This is a genomic window from Psychrobacter maritimus (assembly GCF_029953575.1).
GTDB classification, from domain to species: domain Bacteria; phylum Pseudomonadota; class Gammaproteobacteria; order Pseudomonadales; family Moraxellaceae; genus Psychrobacter; species Psychrobacter maritimus.
The window spans coordinates 889,250-909,471 of record NZ_CP124526.1 but is presented as its reverse complement, the minus strand read 5'-3'; the positions used below and the strand labels follow the sequence as shown (position 1 = coordinate 909,471).

Below are 20,222 nucleotides of genomic sequence, written 5' to 3'. Positions count from 1 at the left end.
TCAAGGGACAAAATGCCTATTTATCAAAGACACTGCCCTGCTCTAAGGTAATGTCATCATCGTGCTCTTGCATACGCCACGGTAAAATATCAGGCGATTCATTGATAAAGTGCAAGTATTTCTCGAACTGATCGATGATATCGTTAATCACTGACTCTGGTTGATAACCATACAAATCGTAGGTTTGACCACCACGGCGCAAGTAAACCTCCGCACGATAATGATGCTCTTGCGGTAATTTATTCGCCATCGCTTCCGTATAATAATCAGGCGCTTCATGTTCTGATAAGCGCACTTCGTACCAAAATTCAACGTTATCGCCGCCTCGTAACTCAAGCACCACGCGATCATTGATCTCATCATAGTTCACATCAGGCAACCAGCCTGTTTCAGCAAATTTTTCTGAGACTTCATTCATCGACGAGACAACTGTACCTTTAATATAATTCAGTACTTTTTCACGGGTTGGCTGCTGCGTCATATAATCAATACGGTCACGCCATGCGTCTAGTTTGAGCAGATGCGGCGGCAGATGATTGTCATTGGCCAAGCTTTGATTGCGATGACCTTCGATACGTAGCGCACGCCACATGCCAAATATGGCAATCAAGATAATCACTGCAAAAGGCAATGCACTGACGATGGCGGCGGTTTGTAAGGCCGTTAAGCCCCCTGCAATCAGCAGTACTGCAGCGACCGCGCCCTCAGTGACCACCCAAAAGGAGCGCTGCCACCATGGCGTATCGCTACGGCCACCCGCTGCGAGCGAATCAATCACCAACGACCCAGAATCCGATGAAGTCACAAAAAAGGTAATAATCAATAGAACGGTCAATGAAGAGACAAATTCAGTAAAGGGTAGATTCTCTAATAACTTAAACAAGGCAATGGCTTGGTCGTTTTGTACTTCGCTGATTAATGAGGTGTAACCATCGAACATAATCATATGTAGCGCCGTGTCACCGAACACCGCAAACCAAAAGAAAGTGAAAAATGTTGGTACTAACATCACGCCAAAGACAAACTCACGAATGGTACGACCACGGCTAATCTTGGCAATAAATAAGCCTACAAAGGGTGCCCATGCAATCGTCCATGCAAAGATAAACAATGTCCAGTTACTAATCCAATCACTCAGCTGATACGCTTGTAAACTAAAGGTGCGCTCGACGATATTGCCCAGATAGCTACCGGTATTTTCCATAAAGGCATTGAGAATAAAGACAGTCGGACCAACGACAAAGACAAATAGCATTAATGCCGTTGCCAATGCCATATTTAAGATAGATAAGCGTTTAACCCCTTTATCCATACCCGCCAGCACCGAAACCAATGCCGCCGCGGTAACCAGCGCAATCGTAATCACTTGAACGGTAATATTGACAGGAATCAAATCTGGCAATAAATAATTTAAACCGGCATTAATCTGCGAGACCGACAGACCCAAACTGGTGGCAATACCAAACATCGTACCCAAAATGGCAAACACATCAACCGTATGCCCGATAGGACCATAAATCTTGTCACCGATTAATGGATATAAGGTTGAGCGCATCGATAAGGGTAAGCCATGCCGAAAGGAGAAGTATGCGAGCGACAAACCAACGACCCCATAAATAGACCAAATATGAAAGCCCCAGTGAAAGTAGGCAATCTGCATGGCTTCCTTTGCGGCGGCAATGGTCTGCGGTTCTGATAATGGCGGACTGGCAAAATGTAAGACCGGCTCTGCCACGCCAAAGAAGAGTAAGGCAATACCGTAGCCCGCCGAAAATAGCATGGCGAACCATTCAAGAAAACCATACTCAGCCTCGGCATGATCAGGGCCTAGCTTGATACTACCGTAAGGCGAAAATGCCAATACGATGATAAACATCAAAAAAATCGCCACCGCCAACATATAAAACCAGCCAAAGGTTTCGGTAATATAATTTAATACTGTACCAAACAACGCGCCAGCGGCTTCAGGATTAAGGGATGTGCCTATAACTAATAGCAACATAATGACGGCCGCTGGCACAAATACCGGCAGCAAAATGGTGGAACTGGATGATTTAGGCTTCATAAATGGAGTCTCGTAACGGTGAGAAAAATATCAAAAAGTTTTCAAAGCATTCAAAATATAAAAATACGTACGTAAAATATGCACCAATTTTTACCACATTGAACGCCCAAACCCCAGAACCATGCTAAATATGTAACATCAATTTAACATTTGTTACACCACTATTACCTAAAAATAAAAAAGGCAACTTGTTAGCTGCCTTTTTATCAATACTTTTCTATTAACACTTATAAAAATTGTTTTTTTCTAACGCAATGTCTAAGCAATAAATTTCAGCTCTACAGCTTAAGCATTAATAACCTCTGCTAATTGTTTTGCCATTTCAGCAAGTTCGCCATGATCTGCTTGCGTTACAGCATGGAGACCTAGTTCATGAATGCTCGATGGAATCAGATGCACGTGATAATGAAAAACAGTTTGACCTGCTTGTGCGCCATTTAGCTGCATTTGAATAATACCTTCACGCTCGAATACTTGACGCTGTGCTTGCATGACTTTTTTGGACGTCATGAGCACGGCTGCCGCATATTCTGGCTCAAGGTCGACTAAATCAACGGCTTTTTGCTTAGGAATCACCAATACATGACCTTTTGCTTGCGGCATAATATCCATAAAGGCGAGGGTTTTATCGTCCTCGAAAACCTTATGATAAGGAATATCACCGTTAAGCATTTTGGCAAAAATATTGTTATCGTCGTATTTGGTTTGGTTGTCTTGACTCATTATTTTATTCCTTAGTTGGTTATTAGTAATTGGTTATCAGTACTTGTTGATCAGTATTAGAGGGTAAATATCTCAGCAAATATAGTGGACGAAATATGGGCTGAGTACAAGGGCTTGAGGATTTGCAGGTATCACGATTAATTTGTTGACGAGTGATGCGCTTTAAATGTTATATTAATCCTCTATTTTAATCACCCTACGTTTATGGATTTGACTGCCTTGCCAACCCAATCATTAGATAAGCCATCAGATGAGCCGTCAGATAATGACGCCACTTATTCACAACCGTATTATTCAGAATCCTATGATACAACGCTGCCGTCTAGCTCTATAGCAGATGCGACAGAACAAGTTAGCATTGAGGACGAGGTTGAGGCTAAAACTTGTACGCAAACCCTTGAGCCAAATGCCATTATCTTAGCTGAAGCATTGACCTATAAAGCTATCAGCTGGCGTATCCATAATTGCAAAATCAGCAAAAAAACCATTACGCAGGATATGCCGCTGCCCTTTTTATATCATTACGACAGTTTAGATGACAGTATTAAACAAACCTATCCGCTAACCCCGTCATTGCTTGCCCAGTTTAATACTCCGATGACAGCTGACGAGGCTGCGAAACTTATCGGTATTGATAAGGCGCTGATAAACAGCCCTTGGCATGTCAAAGTAGTTGGCTCATTGGTGGTGTTCAGTGAAGCCCTGCAATTGGCGGTACGTTTGCATTGGACCAATACCGGTAAAGACACCCAGCAAATTTATACCAAAGATGAAGCGGATGCGCTTACTGCTGCCTTTAAAGAGTGGCAGTTTTTTGGTCGTATTGATGTCCTATATAAAAATGCCAAACAGACGTTAATCAGTATTGATGAACAAGCTGAAGCCGATAAACAGATACTGACTATTGATGCCAGCTCTGACTATCAGTTCTTGCCAGCGACTCACGCCTTGGTCGTCATCGCCAAACTAGAAGCTGATAAAGGCGAGCTGCCTTGGTTTGAGAGCGCTATTTTAGAGCGTCTTGCCTAAATATTGACCCTTAAGTCTTTATGATTCGGGGTTAATTGTTTTCAGTTACTCATATCTAATGGTATGGTAATGACTTAGTATTATTCACTAGTACTCACACTGCATAAAAAGCACACTATCAGTATGACAGCGGATGCTGCACACGTTAATAAATCTCGCTCATTTGTAAGGAATATCACATGGATTATCGCTCAAAAACTTCTACTGGCGGTCGTAATATGGCAGGTGCTCGTGCCCTATGGCGCGCAACCGGCATGACTGATGGCGACTTTGGCAAACCTATTATTGCAATTGCCAACTCCTTTACGCAGTTTGTACCCGGCCATGTGCATCTAAAAGACTTGGGGCAAATGGTTGCGCGTGAGATTGAAAAAGCGGGCGGCGTGGCAAAAGAGTTTAATACTATTGCAGTCGATGATGGTATTGCCATGGGTCATAGCGGTATGCTGTATTCACTACCAAGTCGTGACTTGATTGCCGATTCGGTTGAATATATGGTCAATGCGCATTGCGCCGATGCCTTAGTTTGTATTTCTAACTGTGACAAAATCACTCCTGGTATGCTAATGGCGGCTATGCGCCTTAATATTCCAGTGGTGTTTATTTCAGGCGGCCCGATGGAAGCGGGTAAAGTGATTGCCAGCACCGTAGCACATAGTCACAATAACGATGGCGGTAGCGACGTCCATACCACTGACAGTAAAGGCAATGCGATTCGTAAGCTAGATTTAGTCGATGCGATGATGGATGCCGCTGATGATAGCATCAGTGATGAAGACGTCTTAGCCATTGAAAGCTCAGCGTGTCCGACTTGTGGTTCGTGCTCTGGCATGTTCACTGCCAACTCTATGAATTGCTTGACCGAAGCTTTAGGTTTGGCATTACCGGGTAATGGTTCGCTGCTGGCCACTCATTCGCTGCGCCGCGAGTTATTCTTGGAAGCTGGGCGTACAATTGTGTCATTGGCCAAGCGCCGCTACGAGCAAGATGATGATTCTGTATTACCGCGCTCTATCGCCACCAAAGCTGCCTTTGAAAATGCGATGACCTTAGATATCGCCATGGGCGGCTCAACCAATACTATTTTGCATCTGCTTGCTGCCGCCAATGAAGCGGAAGTCGATTTTAAAATGCATGATATCGATCGTTTAAGTCGCGGTGTGCCTTGCCTAGCAAAAGTCGCTCCTGCATCGCAAAAATACCATATGGAAGATGTCCACCGTGCTGGTGGTGTATTTGCACTGTTGGCCGAGCTTGATCGTGCGGGCTTGCTCCATACTGACTTGCCAACCATTCATAGCGCCACGATGAAAGAAGCCATCGATAAATGGGACATCATGAACCCTGACAATCTTGAGGCGCGTGCACGTTACATCGCTGCTCCTGGTGGCGTCCGTACTACTGAGGCCTTCTCGCAGTCAAAAGAATGGCCAAACCTCGACGTTAACCGTGAGTCAGGCTGTATTCGTAGTGCTCAGCATGCCTATTCAACCGATGGCGGCTTAGCAGTGCTATACGGCAACATCGCTGAACGTGGCTGCGTAGTCAAAACCGCTGGCGTTGATGAAAGCATCTTAGTCTTTACCGGACGCGCACGCATTTTTGAATCGCAAGACGATGCCGTAACAGCTGTGCTTGCTGATCAAATCGTAGCCGGTGATGTGGTCATCATCCGCTATGAGGGTCCAAAGGGTGGCCCTGGTATGCAAGAGATGCTGTATCCAACGACTTACCTAAAGTCAAAAGGCTTAGGTAAAGAGTGTGCGCTGTTAACTGACGGTCGTTTCTCTGGTGGTACTTCAGGCTTATCAATTGGTCATGCCAGCCCTGAAGCGGCTGAAGGTGGCGCGATTGGCTTGGTAGAAGAAGGCGATACCATTCATATCGACATCCCAAACCGTACTATCAATATGCAGGTTAGTGATGAAGAGTTGGCAGCTCGCCGCGAAGCCATGGAAGCACGCGGTCGCGATGCATGGAAGCCTGTGAGTCGTGAGCGTCACGTCTCTCCAGCCCTACGTGCTTATGCTGCTATGACGACCAGTGCCGATACCGGTGCCGTCCGTGATGTGAGCCAAGTTGAGCGTTAAGCAAAAAACTTTGCTTATAAGTTTTTAAAACTACAGCCTTAAAGAAATACTCTTATAGAATTATCCAAAGCCTGCGCTATGCAGGCTTTTTTTTCACCAAAAAACAACGTAGCCGCCATTCTGATAACGTTTTTTTGCGGTATTAAAAAGCGTTTAGCCTCATTATTAAGAGCTAATAAACATCATCTAATATCGCATCTCTAAATCCTATAAAACAGCGTGCAGCAAACTTATGATTGAAAATTATAATTTATTCTTATTGGTCTGCGGCATTGCCTTTCTATTTGGAGTGCTGTTTCCTATTATTTTTAAACGCACGCCTATCTCATTACCCATGTTGCAGGTGAGCTTTGGTTTACTGATGGGTTATTGGTGGACGAGTTTATCTTTTTTAAACCCGATTGATAATGGTCTTATTATCGAAAAACTGACCGAGATTGTGGTATTGGTCTCGTTGGTAGGTGTGGGTATCAAGATTGACACTAAGCTATCGTGGCACTTATGGCGGCCGACAGTGCGCTTACTGCTTATCACCATGCCGATTGGTATTTTTGCAATGGCTGTCTTAGGCTATTATGCTTTTGGTTTGACGCTGGGCGCTGCCATCTTGCTCGGCGCTGTACTGGCCCCGACCGATCCCGTACTAGCCTCTAGCATTCAAGTTGGCCCGCCTAACACCGGCGGCGAAGACACACCGCGCTTTACTCTAACCTCAGAAGCAGGATTAAATGACGGTCTCGCATTTCCTTTTGTCTATCTCGCGATTAAGATAGCGGAAGCTTATAGCGAAGGTCAGCAGTTCACGGGTGAGATGCTGTGGTCTTGGTTCAGCCATGATGTGCTGTGGAAAATTGGCGCAGGCTTGGTAGTTGGCATTGTGGTTGGTAAAATTTTGGCAAAGCTGGTGTTTTCGAAATACAGCCACAACACCACTATTTCCCAAGGATATGTGGTGATTGCCATCACATTGCTCGCCTATGGACTGGCAGAATATGTACATAGCTATGGGTTTATTGCGGTATTTGTCGCAGCCTTTGCCTTTCGGCGCTCAGAACGCGAACACAGCTATCATCACAAATTGCACGATTTTGCTGAGCAATCAGAAGGTTTGCTAATGTCTTTAGTGCTTGTTATCTTTGGCATGTTTTTAGGTCAAGGGCTGCAAGCTGGGGTTGAGCTGACGTGGCGCGTCTATATTGTCAGCTTTACCTTTTTATTGCTGATTCGGCCTATTGGCGGCTTTATTGCCTTATCAGGATTAAATCTTCCACGTACCGAAAAATACGCTATTTCTGCCCTCGGTATTCGCGGTATTGGAACTTTATATTATTTATCTTATGCCCTCAATCAAGGATTCTTTAATAATGAAGATGCCCTTAAACTTTGGATAGTTTGCTCCATTGTGATTTTAACCTCAATCTTTATCCATGGTTTAAGTGCGACAAGGCTGCTTAAAATGACGCCCAATAAGTCGCATTAGTATAAAGTGCCCATAATACTAATTAATCAACATTATCTGTCAGTATCCACCCAAGCCAATACTGCTTCTGTTAGCGCAAACTGACGGACATCATTAAGCATCGTTACGTCAAAGTTATGGATAAAGGCCAATGACAGTTGGCGCGTAGGGTCACACCAAGCAACCGAGCCGTTATAACCCATATGACCAAAGCCTTGCACCCTATCATTACTCGCTTCGCTGTCACAAAGACTAAAACGGCGATGATAGCCCAAACGCCAATTCATTTTTGCAGGCATCACTGCATCCATGCCGGTAACTTGCGGGGTTGATAGCTGCTGAAAGGTTTGCTCATCAATCAGTGTCTGCCCCTGCCATGTACCACCATTGGCCAACATGGCATAAATAGTCGCTAATGCTTGCGCTGAGGCCACGCCATTGGCAGCAGGGATAACAGCCTGTAATGTGCGTTTATCATAATAATCAATAGGTTGCTTATTGGCTAACATAAGAGCGGATTTATAATTTTTTAGGTTGAGCTGGCTATTATTAAAGTATAAACGATTAATTTTTGCCGTATCTAGACTGGGTAGCTCATCTACCGTTGTACTTTCGTTTATACTTCCATTTTTACCATCACTTGCGCTTGCTTGATTGGTTAGCGCTCTTTTTTGCCAACAAGCATAGCTTGGTAGACTGGTGTAAGTATGCAAAGTATTGGCAGAGTCCGCCCTTAACACTGGCTTGCTACGGCGAGGACGCGCTTGCCCGCTTTGTTGACTGCCTTCTTGGTTTGTTTCTAAGTCACCTTCTTGCTCTGCTTTTTGGAAATATTTCACTAAATGCGCAACGTCGTTCACCTTATTTTCTGGTACGCCAAAATAACAGCTATCTGCAATTCCAAGAGGCTCGGTTAAATAATGGCGCAATGCCTCAGCTAATGGCATATCAGTAACGGCTTCTATCACGCCGCCTAACACCCAGCCATAAACCAGCGCGCTATAAGCGCTATCATATAACTCACTCTGTTCTGGAGCGGTTATCGGCATGGCAGCAACTTTTTTGAGCATCATATTCCAATCGAGCACGGTTTCATTATCGACATCGATACTTTGAATGGAAAATAAATTGCCCTGATGCGACATCACGCGACGCAGCGTAATCTGCTCTTTGCCCTGCGCCGCAAAAGCTGGCCAATAATCTGCAATCGGTCGGTCATAATCAAGTAATTGCTGTGATACCAATACGTGAACTAAGGTCGCCAAAATACCCTTACCCGTCGAAAAATTAAGCGATAACGTATCAGGACTCCATGACAAATCCGCGCGTGCCATGCCCACACTTGCTTGAGCGATGCATTGTCCCGCCTGATAAACGACTAATGCCCCACCGGCTGGCGCATCATCAAGCTGTAAGTCCGTTAGCAGTTGTTGTAATCGTTGCTGAAGATCAAGGTTAATGGCGACAGTTGATTTAATCGCTTCATTCGGGGCGCTTGATTCATGGACGTTGTTATTATTTGCTTGTTCATTATTTTTTATCATTATTTACTCGCTTTATTTTTAATCTGAGTTATAAAAAACCGTTCTTACACTTAAAAACTACCTGCTGATAAAATCTACTCAATAAAAAGGCAACCTATTGGTCGCCTTTTTATTGAGCCCTGCTAATCAGTATAAATGGAATTGACGATAGCTTAGCGTGGCACTAATAAACGATTATGAACCTCTTCTGCAAGCTTCGTCAAACCATGACTACGCCCACGTTCCATCGCCGTATCCATTTTACGCCCACGTAACCAGCCGGCACGCAGCGCGATTGCTGCGCCAGCACGATTGCCAGAGCCACAATGCATAACGGTTTTTTTGCCATGATGCTGACGTAGGATGTTATCAAACGCCAATATCTTTAGCTGTTTTAAATCATTCGCACTGCTTATAGGTAGCTGCTCATAAGCCATACCAGCACCCTCGACCGCCGCTCGTTCATCAAAACTTAGCTCGTCATCAGGCTGCAGGTTAATCACTAACTCAACGCCAGCGGCCGCCAAAGCGGCTACTTTTGCTTCATCGAGCGCACCGCAGACAATGGTATTCGCCTCTGGACGAAAATAAGGCTCAAATATATCTGCTAAATTGATACCGTTATCTATAGCGCTTGCAGCATTTTGTTCGTTAGCATCGTTTTGCTCATTAGCAGTGCTTTGGTCTATCACAGCTGAACTATCAGGCTCAGCTGCGCTTATTGCATTTTCATGTAAAGTCATAATTAGTGATGTGTTCGTGAAATATGAATATTAAAAAATATGGCCTATTTTACTGGTTGTCAGCTTGCAATGTAATCACACCTGCAAGATGCGGCTTGTCATTCTTAGCGCTATATAAGCCAAACTCACAGCTATCTTCTGCATTTTTAAGCTGTGCGACTGGTTCCGCAATCAGCTCCACTTCAGCTGGCAAAAAGATAGGCAGTTTAAATGACACTTCAACCGTGCAAGCATCTGGCAGCTCATCCATCAAAGCCAAACATTTGGCCTTTGACCACATACCATGAGCAATGGCTTTTGGGAAACCAAACGCGCGTGCTGATAGTGGATGCAAATGGATAAGGTTAAAGTCACCTGAAACAAACGCATAACGACGACCGATATCTTCTGGTACTTCAAAGATGCTGTGCACACCGTCTTCATTGACTGCTGGCTTCACGGTTACTGGACGCGGCGTGCTTTTTTTATCTTTGCTGCTTGATTTTTTGCCGCGTGATAAATAAGTAGAGGTCCCTTCCCAAATGACTTCATCGTTTGATTTTACCGTGGTGACAAAATCAAACTGCTGACCTTGGGCATGGTCGCGCAAATTATCAAATTTTACCGACATGGCAACCGTTTCACGCTCACCGATAGGACGATACTGAGTGACGCTATTATCCACGTGTACCAAACCTAGCATGGCAAATGGAAACGGCTCTTTGACCATCATATTCATCTGCAACGTCTGTGATAAAACCGAAAAATACGTCACAGGCACTTTGCCATTATCAGCGAAACCACAAATCTTACGATAATCATCAAGATTGCTTTGATCGATGTGCAAGTCATCTACATAATAGGTCGCTTGTGGTAATTGGTCGCGACTGATTTTACTGCTATTACCGATAGGCAGTAAGCTCTTAACAATATTAGCATAAGTGGTATGCGCTTTTGGCAACGCATCATAATGTTTGTCTGACATAATAAATCCTAAGTGGGGCTTGAGCAAATTTTCTGGCTAGATGTAAAATGCGATGCATTCGTTTATTAGTAAGTGCTTTGACTGATACTTGCTTTGATTAATATTTACTTTGATTAATACTTGCTTTAAGTAATATTGACACTTATTTTGATTAATATAGGTTTTGATTAAAAGGCAATTTCGCCCAACAAAGAGGGTCACTCCCTTTACCCAATCCAGCTATTGATCATTATAGTAATAACCCGCCGCCAACATAAAAAACCAGCTAACAAACCGGGCAAGTTATTATTACTGTGTTTTTATCATAAAAAAGCCACCCTAGGGCAGCTTTATTACAATTTATCAGCAATTTTTTCGTAAGCATATGTGAGGTAAATCTAAAACCTTACTGGATATCATATACTTAGTGCAAGCTTAATTGAGATTAATCATCTATGGTATTAAGCAAAATTTTGCCTGCATTATATTTACTAAGCACCTAATAAGCTTTGACCACACACACGTACAATGTTGCCATTTAGGCCGCCAGAAGCTGGTGAAGCAAACCATGCAATGGTCTCAGCTACGTCTACTGGTAAGCCGCCTTGGCTCATTGAGTTCATACGGCGACCGGCTTCACGAATGGCAAATGGAATCGCTTCTGTCATTTGCGTTTCGATAAATCCTGGGGCAACAGCGTTAATCGTCATACCTTTCGCATTGTCTTCTAACTGTTTAGCAGTGGCATTGACCAAACCAATAACGCCTGCTTTAGAAGTCGCATAGTTACTTTGACCTAAGTTACCGGCGATACCTGAGATTGATGAGACGCAAACAATACGTGCGTTTTCTTTTAGCACATCATTATCAAGCAAGTAGCGGTTTAGCTTGGCAATACTGCCCAAGTTGATATTGATGACCATATCCCATTTTTGCTCATCCATGTTGGCAAGCGTTTTATCACGCGTGATACCAGCATTATGAATCACTGAATCTAAACCGCCACGTTTTTGCGCGGCTTCAGCGATTTCTTTGCCCGCATCTTCACTGGTGATGTCGACTGTTAGGACTGAACCACTGATTTCGCTTGCCACTTTTTGTAAGTCAGCTTGCTGCTGTGGTACATCAAGACAAATAACGTGAGCGCCTTCGCGTGCTAAAACACGAGCGATTGCTTCACCAATACCGCGACTTGCGCCAGTCACTAGCATGGTTTTGCCGCCCAAAGGCTGTGCCCAATCAACGTCAAAGTTAGCGCCGTTACTGACACGTACCACTTGTCCTGAAACATAGGCTGAACGTGCTGAGGAGAAAAAGCGTAATGTTGAGTCTAAGTTTTGCTCAGCGCCTTCGGCAACATAAATAAGCTGGGCTGTGATACCACGCTTAAACTCTTTACCGACTGACTTCACAAAACCTTCAAGCGCGCGCTGAGCCAATGCCGCTTCGATATCGGTGAGGTCTTCTGGTGGACGACCAATAATAATAACGCGACCTGACTTTTCGACGCGGCGCGCAACGGCATGAAAGAATTCATATACTTGCTTTAGCTCATCAGCATTACTGATATTACTGGCATCAAATAATAGGACTTTAAATTTATCATCGCCGCCCGTATTGGCCTTAGCTTTAACGCCGGCATCAGACAGCGCGTCTTTCACATTATCACTGCTATTTACAAACACGTCAGCATGCAGCTCTGACAAAATACGGGCTACTGACTCACTGATGCCGGTATTATCACCATTAGCACGACCAACCAATACGCTACCACGTACCGCAGGCTGACCACTATCAAAACGATCAAGCTCTACTGGCATAGGCAAGCCTAAGTTTTTTGCTACTTTTTTACCAATAGAAGACTGAACAAAATCACCATAACGGTCTGACATAATATAATCCTATAATTAACGAGTAAGATAAAAATTAACGGGTAAATAATAGTAAACAAAAATGCAATGCGCCTATTATAAAGACTCACCAGCACTATCATTGATAAAAATTATTAGCATTTAGTAAATGGGCCTAAAACTGCCTCAACTATACACTTCCATGCGAAACAAGTCCAAAAGCCACTAATGTCTATAACAATCTGTAGACAAGCCAGTATACAAGATGGCCACTTTTTCTCGGGTCAAAAACACCAAACTTATGCTAAAATCTAACGTATAAGTTATGGCAAACGCATTTATAGATAACAATATATTATCAAAAGCTCTGTTATGCAATGCAAATAATCAACACTAGCCAGTCGAAATGGCTGTTGTTAACTGACGTGAAGCGTTATTAACCCTTGCGATAGCTTAAACATAGTGTCATATCATTTGCCAAAGGCATACAGTAAGGCCGTAAAAAACGCCTTATGATAAGCCACTGCATTTTAACCATTGTTATGTAATATAATCGCTGTCATTAGATAGCAATCATTCAGTAATAGTATCTTTATACGATTTTTTTAACATTTTAAGACTTTTTATTTAGCACTTTTTTACTGCTTTTTTTCATTAATACGTTCTTCCCTTTTTTCTTCTACCCATACTTTTTAAGGATAATATTATGAGTAATAAAAATAATCACCCTGATAGCCCTGTTGTTGAAAGCACCGTTGTAAAAGCCAGCGATACAAAAAATACCGAATCAGCTGCGAAAGAGTCAGCTGCTAATTCAAAAGCGACTGAGTCGAAGAAAGCGGATACTAAAGCCAACGACACTAAAGCTACTGATACAAAAACAGCCAGCCCTAAAAAAGACAGCGCTGCTAAAGATGACAACAAAGCCAAAGAAGCGGATAAAAAAGCGGATACGACTAGCGCTAACAAAACCACTACTGCTGCTAAAAAAGCCAGCCCAACCAAGCTTAGCTCAGGTCAACATCGCGTGGCTATCTTAGGCGGCAACCGTATTCCTTTTGCTCGCTCAAACGGTACTTATGCAGATGTCAGCAACACTGACATGCTAACCGCAGCATTAGATGGTTTGGTTGAGCGTTTTAACTTACAAGACAAAAAAGTCGGTGAAGTGGTTGCTGGTGCAGTCATGAAACTGAGCCGCGATATCAACTTAACGCGTGAAGCGACACTAAGCACCGCATTGAACCCACATACCCCAACCTATGATATCTCACAAGCTTGTGGTACTGGCTTGCAAGCAACGTTTGCTGCTGCCAATAAAATCGCCCTTGGTATTATCGATTCGGCCATTACTGGCGGTGTTGATACGACTTCTGACGCGCCTATCGCAGTTGGCGATGGCTTACGTAAAGTGTTGATTAAATTGGGCGCTGCTAAAGACAATAAACAACGTCTAAAAGCGCTAATGGGTTTAAATCCAAAAGACTTACTTGATACCCCGCAAAATGGCGAGCCACGTACTGGTTTATCAATGGGCGACCATCAAGCGATTACCACACTTGAGTGGAACATCAGCCGTGAAGCACAAGATGAGCTTGCTTTTACTAGCCATCAAAACCTAGCGCGCGCTTATGATGAAGGTTTCTTTGATGACCTAATTACCCCGTATAAAGGTCTGACGCGCGACAATAACTTGCGCCCAGATACTACTTTAGAGAAGCTAGCTAAATTAAAGCCTGTATTTGGTAAAAAGAACGCCAACCCAACCATGACAGCGGCTAACTCTACGCCACTAACGGATGGTGCTTCTTGTGTACTATTAGGTACTGATGAGTGGGCTGCAGCAAATGGTCTTAAGCCATTGGCTTATATCGTTCATCAAGAAACCGCTGCTGTTGATTTCATCGGTAAATCTGGCGATAAAGAAGGCTTACTGATGGCGCCAGCTTATGCCGTACCGCGTATGCTTGAGCGTGCTGGTCTGACCTTGCAAGACTTTGACTTTTATGAGATTCATGAAGCGTTTGCCTCACAAGTACTATCAACCCTTGCTGCTTGGGAAGATGAGAAGTTCTGTTCAGAGCGTCTGGGTCTTGATGCACCATTAGGTTCTATCGATCGTAGCAAGCTAAACGTTAATGGTTCATCACTTGCTGCCGGTCACCCATTTGCTGCAACCGGTGGTCGTATCCTAGCCACTGCTGCTAAATTACTGGATCAAAAAGGTTCAGGTCGCGCGCTTATCTCTATCTGCGCCGCTGGTGGTCAAGGCGTAACTTGCATCTTAGAGAAATAATTACTCTAAGATGTCCATAGACAGTCAATAACGTTAAGCTTTTAAAACACCCTTTAATCCAATGATTAGAGGGTGTTTTTTTGTCTAAATGAACAGCTTTACAGAGGATTCCCTTTAAAACCGACGCAATGCGACTGGGATATTTTTTTCGTAGCCTCTGTGATAACAGCAAGCAAGGAAAACTTATACCAGTCGCACATCGCTATTAATTATCAATTTTATCTTAAACTGACTATAGCATCACTTTCAGTCAAACCTTTTAACGTCATAATGCCAATAACTATTCTATGTCACTATTAACCGAGCCGTTTTCAACGGACACACCAGAAATAAATACGCAATCAATCTAACATTGCTCACTCATAGCTGCTGCGCTAGATATGTTAAAGTAGTTATATAAAAGGCATTCATATAAAAGGTTGTCATATAAATAGCTGTCATCATAAAAGGCAGTCATAAAAATAGGTATTAGGAGCTTACTATGAGCAAGGATCCCTCGTCGATTGATCAGCAAACCTTAACCACGACCAAGCGGCGCGAGCTATCAGCGCTTGAACAAGGCAGCTTCATTACCCGAATGGATAAAGAGGTGTTTGGTGATGAGCTGCGCCGAAAAATGCATCAAGACTTAATAGATAGCTATGATGAAGAGCTTGAAAATGAGATAGGCGATTACGTACGCGACTTTCGTTTTGATGGGCGCGAGATGAGTGAGCAAGAAAAGCTTGATCGCCGTACCTATTTTCAAGAGTTATTGCGACTGCAACGAGAGCTTATTAAGCTGCAAGATTGGGTGGTTGAATATGGTGAGCGTATCGTCGTGATATTTGAAGGCCGTGATTCTGCTGGTAAAGGCGGCGCTATTAAGCGTATTACTCAGCGTTTAAACCCACGTGTTTGCCGAGTGGCTGCCCTACCGGCTCCAACAGAACGTGAGCAATCGCAGTGGTATTTCCAGCGCTATGTGGCGCATCTGCCTGCTGCTGGTGAAATTGTCTTATTTGATCGCAGCTGGTATAACCGTGTGGGCGTCGAGCGTGTCATGGGATTTTGTACCGATGCCCAGTACGAAGAGTTTTTCCAATCGGTACCTGAATTTGAGCGCATGCTGGTACGTTCAGGTATTCGCTTGGTCAAGTATTGGTTTTCGATTACCGATGATGAGCAACATTCACGTTTTATGAGCCGGATTCATGATCCACTTAAACAGTGGAAACTGTCAGCGATGGACTTACAATCGCGTCGCCGCTGGGAGGATTATACAAAAGCCAAAGAAACCATGTTTGAGCGCACGCATATTCCTGAAGCGCCGTGGTGGGTGGTCGAAGGCAATAATAAAAAACGCGCACGGCTAAACTGTATTGCTCACTTACTAGAGCAAATCCCTTATCAAGAAGTACCGCGTGATGAGGTCGAGCTGCCTGAACGCAAGCGCGATGACGAATACTATCGCGAACCGATTCCTGATGATATGTATGTGCCACCACGTTATTAAATAAACAAATTTATGCAAGTATTATTTAATAAAATATGACGCATGAAAAAGCAGCCTTATACATTTATAAGGCTGCTTTTTTTATATTATTTCGCTAGTATTTATAATAATCCTAGTGAATAAGATTGCTGATCTGTAGAAACACTACATGGTATAAGTCGACTGTAAACTATCAATCTTACCGGCCAATAAACGCTCGACCTCATTTTTAATTCTTAACCCAGCGATATCTGTACCTATCTGCACCGCAAAACCTGCTGGTCGACCACTTTGGCTTTTAGAATTAATCCAAACCACCTTACCGTTCATAGGCAAGCGTTCGCTAGAATTGGGCAAAGTCACGGCAATAAACACCTCGTCGCCCAGTTTTTGTATTCTATCAGACGGCACAAATAACGCGCCATTGGTCACAAAGGATAAATAGCTTGCGTATAACGTTTCCATATCTTCAATATGACAGGTTAAAATCCCGCCACGTCCTGGCATTGCCATAGTTAGCTTCCTTTATGAGTGAGGTTTACTTTGTTTTAATTTATAAATACGCCAATTCTTGCATCAGCTTATCATAAGCGAATTTTTCTTGCACATTTTGTTGCAGGGCGATTTTTGTTTGTTGTAGACTGTTTATAAATGCCTCAAAGCTACTTTCAGCAGGTTTATAATTGCTGAAAGAGGCGGATAAATCGATGTCCTTTTGCAGCGCATCGAGACCCAAACATACACGGCGCATATCGACCAGCATCAGCTCCGACAGTTGAATAAACTCGCTTATACTCAGCTGGGTTTGCCAATAATCGCTTGCCGCAATGCTACTACGTTTACCACTACGTAACGCTTGCCACGTTGTCAGCCATAGCGCGCGCTTACTATACCAAGGCGCTTGTGCAAGGGCCACCGCTGCTAAAGGCGCACCATTTGCCAACTGTATCAGCTGCTCAATGGCCGCCGTGCCGACTGCCTCACGATTGACCGTACTGCCTAAAGCATGAGTGACATAATCAATTGAAACAGCAGGATCAATGGTTTGCAATGCCAGCTGCTGAACGCGGCTTTTTATGGTTGGAAGTAACTGCGCCGGAGTATCACTGATGAGGAATAAATGCACTTGCGCTTGTGGCTCTTCCAAAGTTTTAAGCAGCGCATTAGCCGCAGCAATGGTCATTTGCTCTGCATAATCTAGCACACAAATCCGCATGCCCTGCCCGCCTTGATAAATAAACGGCTGTAGAGCACGAATATCATCGACCTTTATTTTTAACGCGGCATTACTAGCAGCTTTGGCAGATTTTTTGTCTTTTGCGGTGCTAGTTGCTGCTTCTTTAGCATGGGCATTATCGACACTGACTGGCATACTAATCATTGGCAAGACTTGTAAGCTTGGATGCGTCCCTGATCTGAGCCATTGACAGCTCTCGCAAACGCCGCAAGCGCCGAGCGGATGGCTATTGCGCTCACGGCATAATAACCATGCTACCAAGCGCCAGACAAAAGCACGCTTACCCATCCCTTGCATACCGGCCGCTAAGAGCGCGTGCGGTAAGGATTGCTGCGGCATTAACACCCGCTTGGTCAGCTGCGACCATAACTCATTTTGCCACGGTAGTAACGGTGCAAAGTAAATACTATCGCTCAAAGGCACTGTGCTGGTCATTTCTGTTATCTCACTTATGGTCATCGCTCAATGCTTTTAATGCGTTTACTACCTTTAACACGCTGAACATCTTTAATATGATCAATCTGCTAATACATTTAAAACCTTTAAAGACCGAATAAACCAATTATTTTTAATCAAAAATATTGGTTTATTACTTAGGGCGTGTCCTCAATTCAATCGATGTACATCTAAATGGGCTAAAAATGGCTAAATTTTGCCAAACCTCGTCAAATAGCTGGGTAATATCCCGATATTAACTGCACTATTTTCCTCGTTTGGCTACAATTTATCTCATTTTTATCACCATTTTTAAAATGAGGACACGCCCTAGGCTATTATTAATTATCTACATTAGCAGTTTTGAAAATCTATTAAACTCATGGCATTTAGACGGTCCAAATCTTCTTGGGTATCGACGCCTGCTGGCAGATGACAAGCTGCTGGGGCAATAGCAATATGGCCACCATTTTCTAATACGCGTAACTGCTCTAAGCTTTCCAGTGTTTCGAGTGGCGTTTGCGGCCAGTGTACAAACTGCTGTAACAAGCTGACGCGGTAGGCGTATAACCCTAAGTGGCGATAAGCATTTTTTGGCGCTTGCTGCTGTGTAGCGCTGTCCTTTGCCAATACTGCATCACGGTCACACGGAATCGGCGCACGGCTAAAATACAGTGCGCGCTGTCGATGGTTCGAGGTCTGACTGACGACTTTAACGACCGATGGACGCATAAACGTCTCGTAGTCTTCGATAGGTTCGCATAAAGTCGCCATCACGCTCTCAGCATCTTGTACTAACAGTGCCTTGACTTGCTCTAATAATAACGGCGGTACTAAAGGCTCATCACCTTGCATATTGACCACGATATCATGCTCAGCCCAGCCTTTAATAGCCGCGACCTCAGCCAAGCGGTCAGTGCCTGAGGCATGCGCGCTACTCGTCATCACCACATCAAAGCCTGCCTCTATACAAACTTTGGCAATCGCTTCGTCATCCGTGGCAATACACATATCATCAGCAAAATCAGCCAACTGTGCCTTTTCAGCTACCCACAGTATCATTGGCTTACCATGGATAGTTAATAATGGTTTGCCAGGTAAACGGGTGCTTTTAAAGCGCGCAGGAATAACAATATGCGTTTTGGCTGGCATTGTTTTAGTTGCTGACGACATGATTTATTCCTATAAAAATTATCTAAGCTTTTAGAATACTAGCCATTATTGATATCAATATTTAAAGCTTTTAATTGCTGCTGTAAGCTCTCATAACAACTGTCCGATAACACCGCAGTCACTGGCAATACCCATAGGCGACTGACAAGCTCTTGATACACTTTACTAAGTGGTTGGCGACTAATCGCATCCAATAGCAGCGCCCTGATTTTAACCGCGTCTTTACTGGTCACAATGATAGGCTGCTCGGTATATTGTAAAAGCTCATGCAAGCTAAAATCGTAATGATCCGGATAAGGATGACCAATGACATCGAAACCGAGCGATAATAAAGTATCAAAAAAACGCTGTGGATAGCCGATACCGCTTACCGCATGTACCCGACTGTTTGGCGTGGGTGGCATAGGCATTTTTGCTGCTACAGTTGAATCATCTATCTCAGCAGCGGAAGACCATAAAAGCTGTAATTTATCAGCTTGTAGATGCATGGTTAAACGCTTAGCTTGAGCTTGATTATTATCCGTCGCTACCATCTCTGCTTTTTCATGATAAACCACATTTGCGCCTTGTAAGCGTGACATGGGTTCACGTAAAAAACCGGTTGGTAACAGCTGCTGATTACCAAAGCCGCGTGATGCATCAACCACTATCCATTCGATATCACGTTGCAGCGCATAATGCTGCAAGCCATCATCGGCAATAATCAGTTGTAAATCAGGGTAAGCGTTTAATAAGGTTGTAATCGCTTGTTTACGATTGGGGCATACTGCCATAGCAGCGCCTGTCATATTAACAATTAAAGAGGGCTCATCACCTACGATGCTTGGCAAACTATCAGCATACACCAAAGCTGGCATCTGGCTACTATCACCGCCATAACCACGGCTAATAATCCCTACTTTTATGCCTTGCTTTTGTAGGTAAGTGACTAATTCAATAATTAACGGTGTCTTACCGCTGCCACCTACCGTAATATTACCGATAACCATTACTGGAATAGGCGCACGATAACTTGAAAGCAGACCTATTTTATAAGCCTGCCGACGTAGCATCGTAATGAATCCATACAACCCGCTCACAGGCAGTAGCAGCCAGAGCCAAGCGGCCTGACGTTGCCATGCACGCGTCATTGTGGTTTCAATACTCATGATGATTTGTTACTTATCCTATTTATACAGCAAA

15 protein-coding genes are annotated in these 20,222 nt (G+C 43.8%); 5 read left to right on the top strand and 10 right to left on the bottom strand.

The window, feature by feature from the left end; all coding sequences use genetic code 11:
- Positions 1 to 16 precede the first annotated feature (16 nt).
- The gene (locus QJS82_RS03835; protein ID WP_201619905.1) at positions 17 to 2,065 is read right to left on the bottom strand and encodes a BCCT family transporter; all 2,049 of its coding nucleotides are present in this window, start codon (positions 2,063 to 2,065) and stop codon (positions 17 to 19) included.
- Between the two features lie 285 nt (positions 2,066 to 2,350).
- Positions 2,351 to 2,788, bottom strand: a complete 438-nt coding sequence (locus QJS82_RS03830; RefSeq protein ID WP_281491280.1) for an HIT family protein — start codon at positions 2,786 to 2,788, stop codon at positions 2,351 to 2,353.
- A 204-nt stretch (positions 2,789 to 2,992) separates the two neighbouring features.
- Here QJS82_RS03830 and QJS82_RS03825 point away from each other — a divergent pair, with 204 nt between their 5' ends.
- The 3 genes from QJS82_RS03825 (at position 2,993) to QJS82_RS03815 (ending at position 7,387) form a co-directional block, all read left to right on the top strand.
- A complete protein-coding gene (locus QJS82_RS03825; protein ID WP_281491279.1) occupies positions 2,993 to 3,817 on the top strand; it encodes a hypothetical protein in 825 nt (274 codons plus the stop codon).
- A gap of 179 nt (positions 3,818 to 3,996) precedes the next feature.
- Complete coding sequence (gene ilvD / locus QJS82_RS03820) at positions 3,997 to 5,907, top strand: dihydroxy-acid dehydratase (protein ID WP_201619908.1); 1,911 nt, start codon at positions 3,997 to 3,999, stop codon at positions 5,905 to 5,907.
- Positions 5,908 to 6,139: 232 nt separating this feature from the next.
- Positions 6,140 to 7,387 carry a cation:proton antiporter gene (locus QJS82_RS03815; protein WP_281491278.1) on the top strand — a complete coding sequence of 416 codons (1,248 nt, stop codon included), beginning with the start codon at positions 6,140 to 6,142 and terminating at the stop codon, positions 7,385 to 7,387.
- A gap of 32 nt (positions 7,388 to 7,419) precedes the next feature.
- On the opposite strand, the gene QJS82_RS03810 is transcribed toward QJS82_RS03815, so the two are convergent.
- The 4 genes from QJS82_RS03810 to QJS82_RS03795 all read right to left on the bottom strand — a co-directional run bounded on the left by QJS82_RS03810 (position 7,420) and on the right by QJS82_RS03795 (position 12,467).
- On the bottom strand, positions 7,420 to 8,910 hold the full coding sequence (locus QJS82_RS03810) for a serine hydrolase domain-containing protein (protein WP_281491277.1): 1,491 nt from the start codon (positions 8,908 to 8,910) through the stop codon (positions 7,420 to 7,422).
- Between the two features lie 152 nt (positions 8,911 to 9,062).
- Complete coding sequence (locus tag QJS82_RS03805; RefSeq protein ID WP_281491276.1) at positions 9,063 to 9,632, bottom strand: protein tyrosine phosphatase family protein; 570 nt, start codon at positions 9,630 to 9,632, stop codon at positions 9,063 to 9,065.
- Between the two features lie 49 nt (positions 9,633 to 9,681).
- Positions 9,682 to 10,596 (bottom strand): MaoC family dehydratase, encoded by a 915-nt coding sequence (locus QJS82_RS03800; RefSeq protein WP_281491275.1) that lies wholly within the window; start codon positions 10,594 to 10,596, stop codon positions 9,682 to 9,684.
- Between the two features lie 470 nt (positions 10,597 to 11,066).
- Entirely contained in the window at positions 11,067 to 12,467 is a 1,401-nt protein-coding gene (locus QJS82_RS03795) for a 3-oxoacyl-ACP reductase (RefSeq protein ID WP_281491274.1), read from the bottom strand.
- Between the two features lie 664 nt (positions 12,468 to 13,131).
- Here QJS82_RS03795 and QJS82_RS03790 point away from each other — a divergent pair.
- Both QJS82_RS03790 and ppk2 read left to right on the top strand, forming a co-directional pair.
- Positions 13,132 to 14,721: an acetyl-CoA C-acetyltransferase gene (locus QJS82_RS03790; RefSeq protein WP_281491273.1), complete on the top strand. Its 1,590-nt coding sequence runs from the start codon at positions 13,132 to 13,134 to the stop codon at positions 14,719 to 14,721.
- Between the two features lie 481 nt (positions 14,722 to 15,202).
- Complete coding sequence (ppk2, locus tag QJS82_RS03785) at positions 15,203 to 16,216, top strand: polyphosphate kinase 2 (RefSeq protein ID WP_281491272.1); 1,014 nt, start codon at positions 15,203 to 15,205, stop codon at positions 16,214 to 16,216.
- A 144-nt stretch (positions 16,217 to 16,360) separates the two neighbouring features.
- Here the strand turns inward: ppk2 and QJS82_RS03780 are convergent, their stop codons facing one another.
- The 4 genes from QJS82_RS03780 to lpxK all read right to left on the bottom strand — a co-directional run bounded on the left by QJS82_RS03780 (position 16,361) and on the right by lpxK (position 20,188).
- Positions 16,361 to 16,708 (bottom strand): PilZ domain-containing protein, encoded by a 348-nt coding sequence (locus QJS82_RS03780; RefSeq protein ID WP_183617741.1) that lies wholly within the window; start codon positions 16,706 to 16,708, stop codon positions 16,361 to 16,363.
- 40 nt (positions 16,709 to 16,748) lie between these two features.
- On the bottom strand, positions 16,749 to 17,867 hold the full coding sequence (locus tag QJS82_RS03775; RefSeq protein ID WP_281491271.1) for a DNA polymerase III delta subunit-related protein: 1,119 nt from the start codon (positions 17,865 to 17,867) through the stop codon (positions 16,749 to 16,751).
- A 354-nt stretch (positions 17,868 to 18,221) separates the two neighbouring features.
- Positions 18,222 to 19,040: a 3-deoxy-manno-octulosonate cytidylyltransferase gene (gene kdsB, locus QJS82_RS03770; RefSeq protein WP_281491270.1), complete on the bottom strand. Its 819-nt coding sequence runs from the start codon at positions 19,038 to 19,040 to the stop codon at positions 18,222 to 18,224.
- A 38-nt stretch (positions 19,041 to 19,078) separates the two neighbouring features.
- On the bottom strand, positions 19,079 to 20,188 hold the full coding sequence (lpxK, locus tag QJS82_RS03765; RefSeq protein WP_281491269.1) for a tetraacyldisaccharide 4'-kinase: 1,110 nt from the start codon (positions 20,186 to 20,188) through the stop codon (positions 19,079 to 19,081).
- Positions 20,189 to 20,222 lie beyond the last annotated feature (34 nt).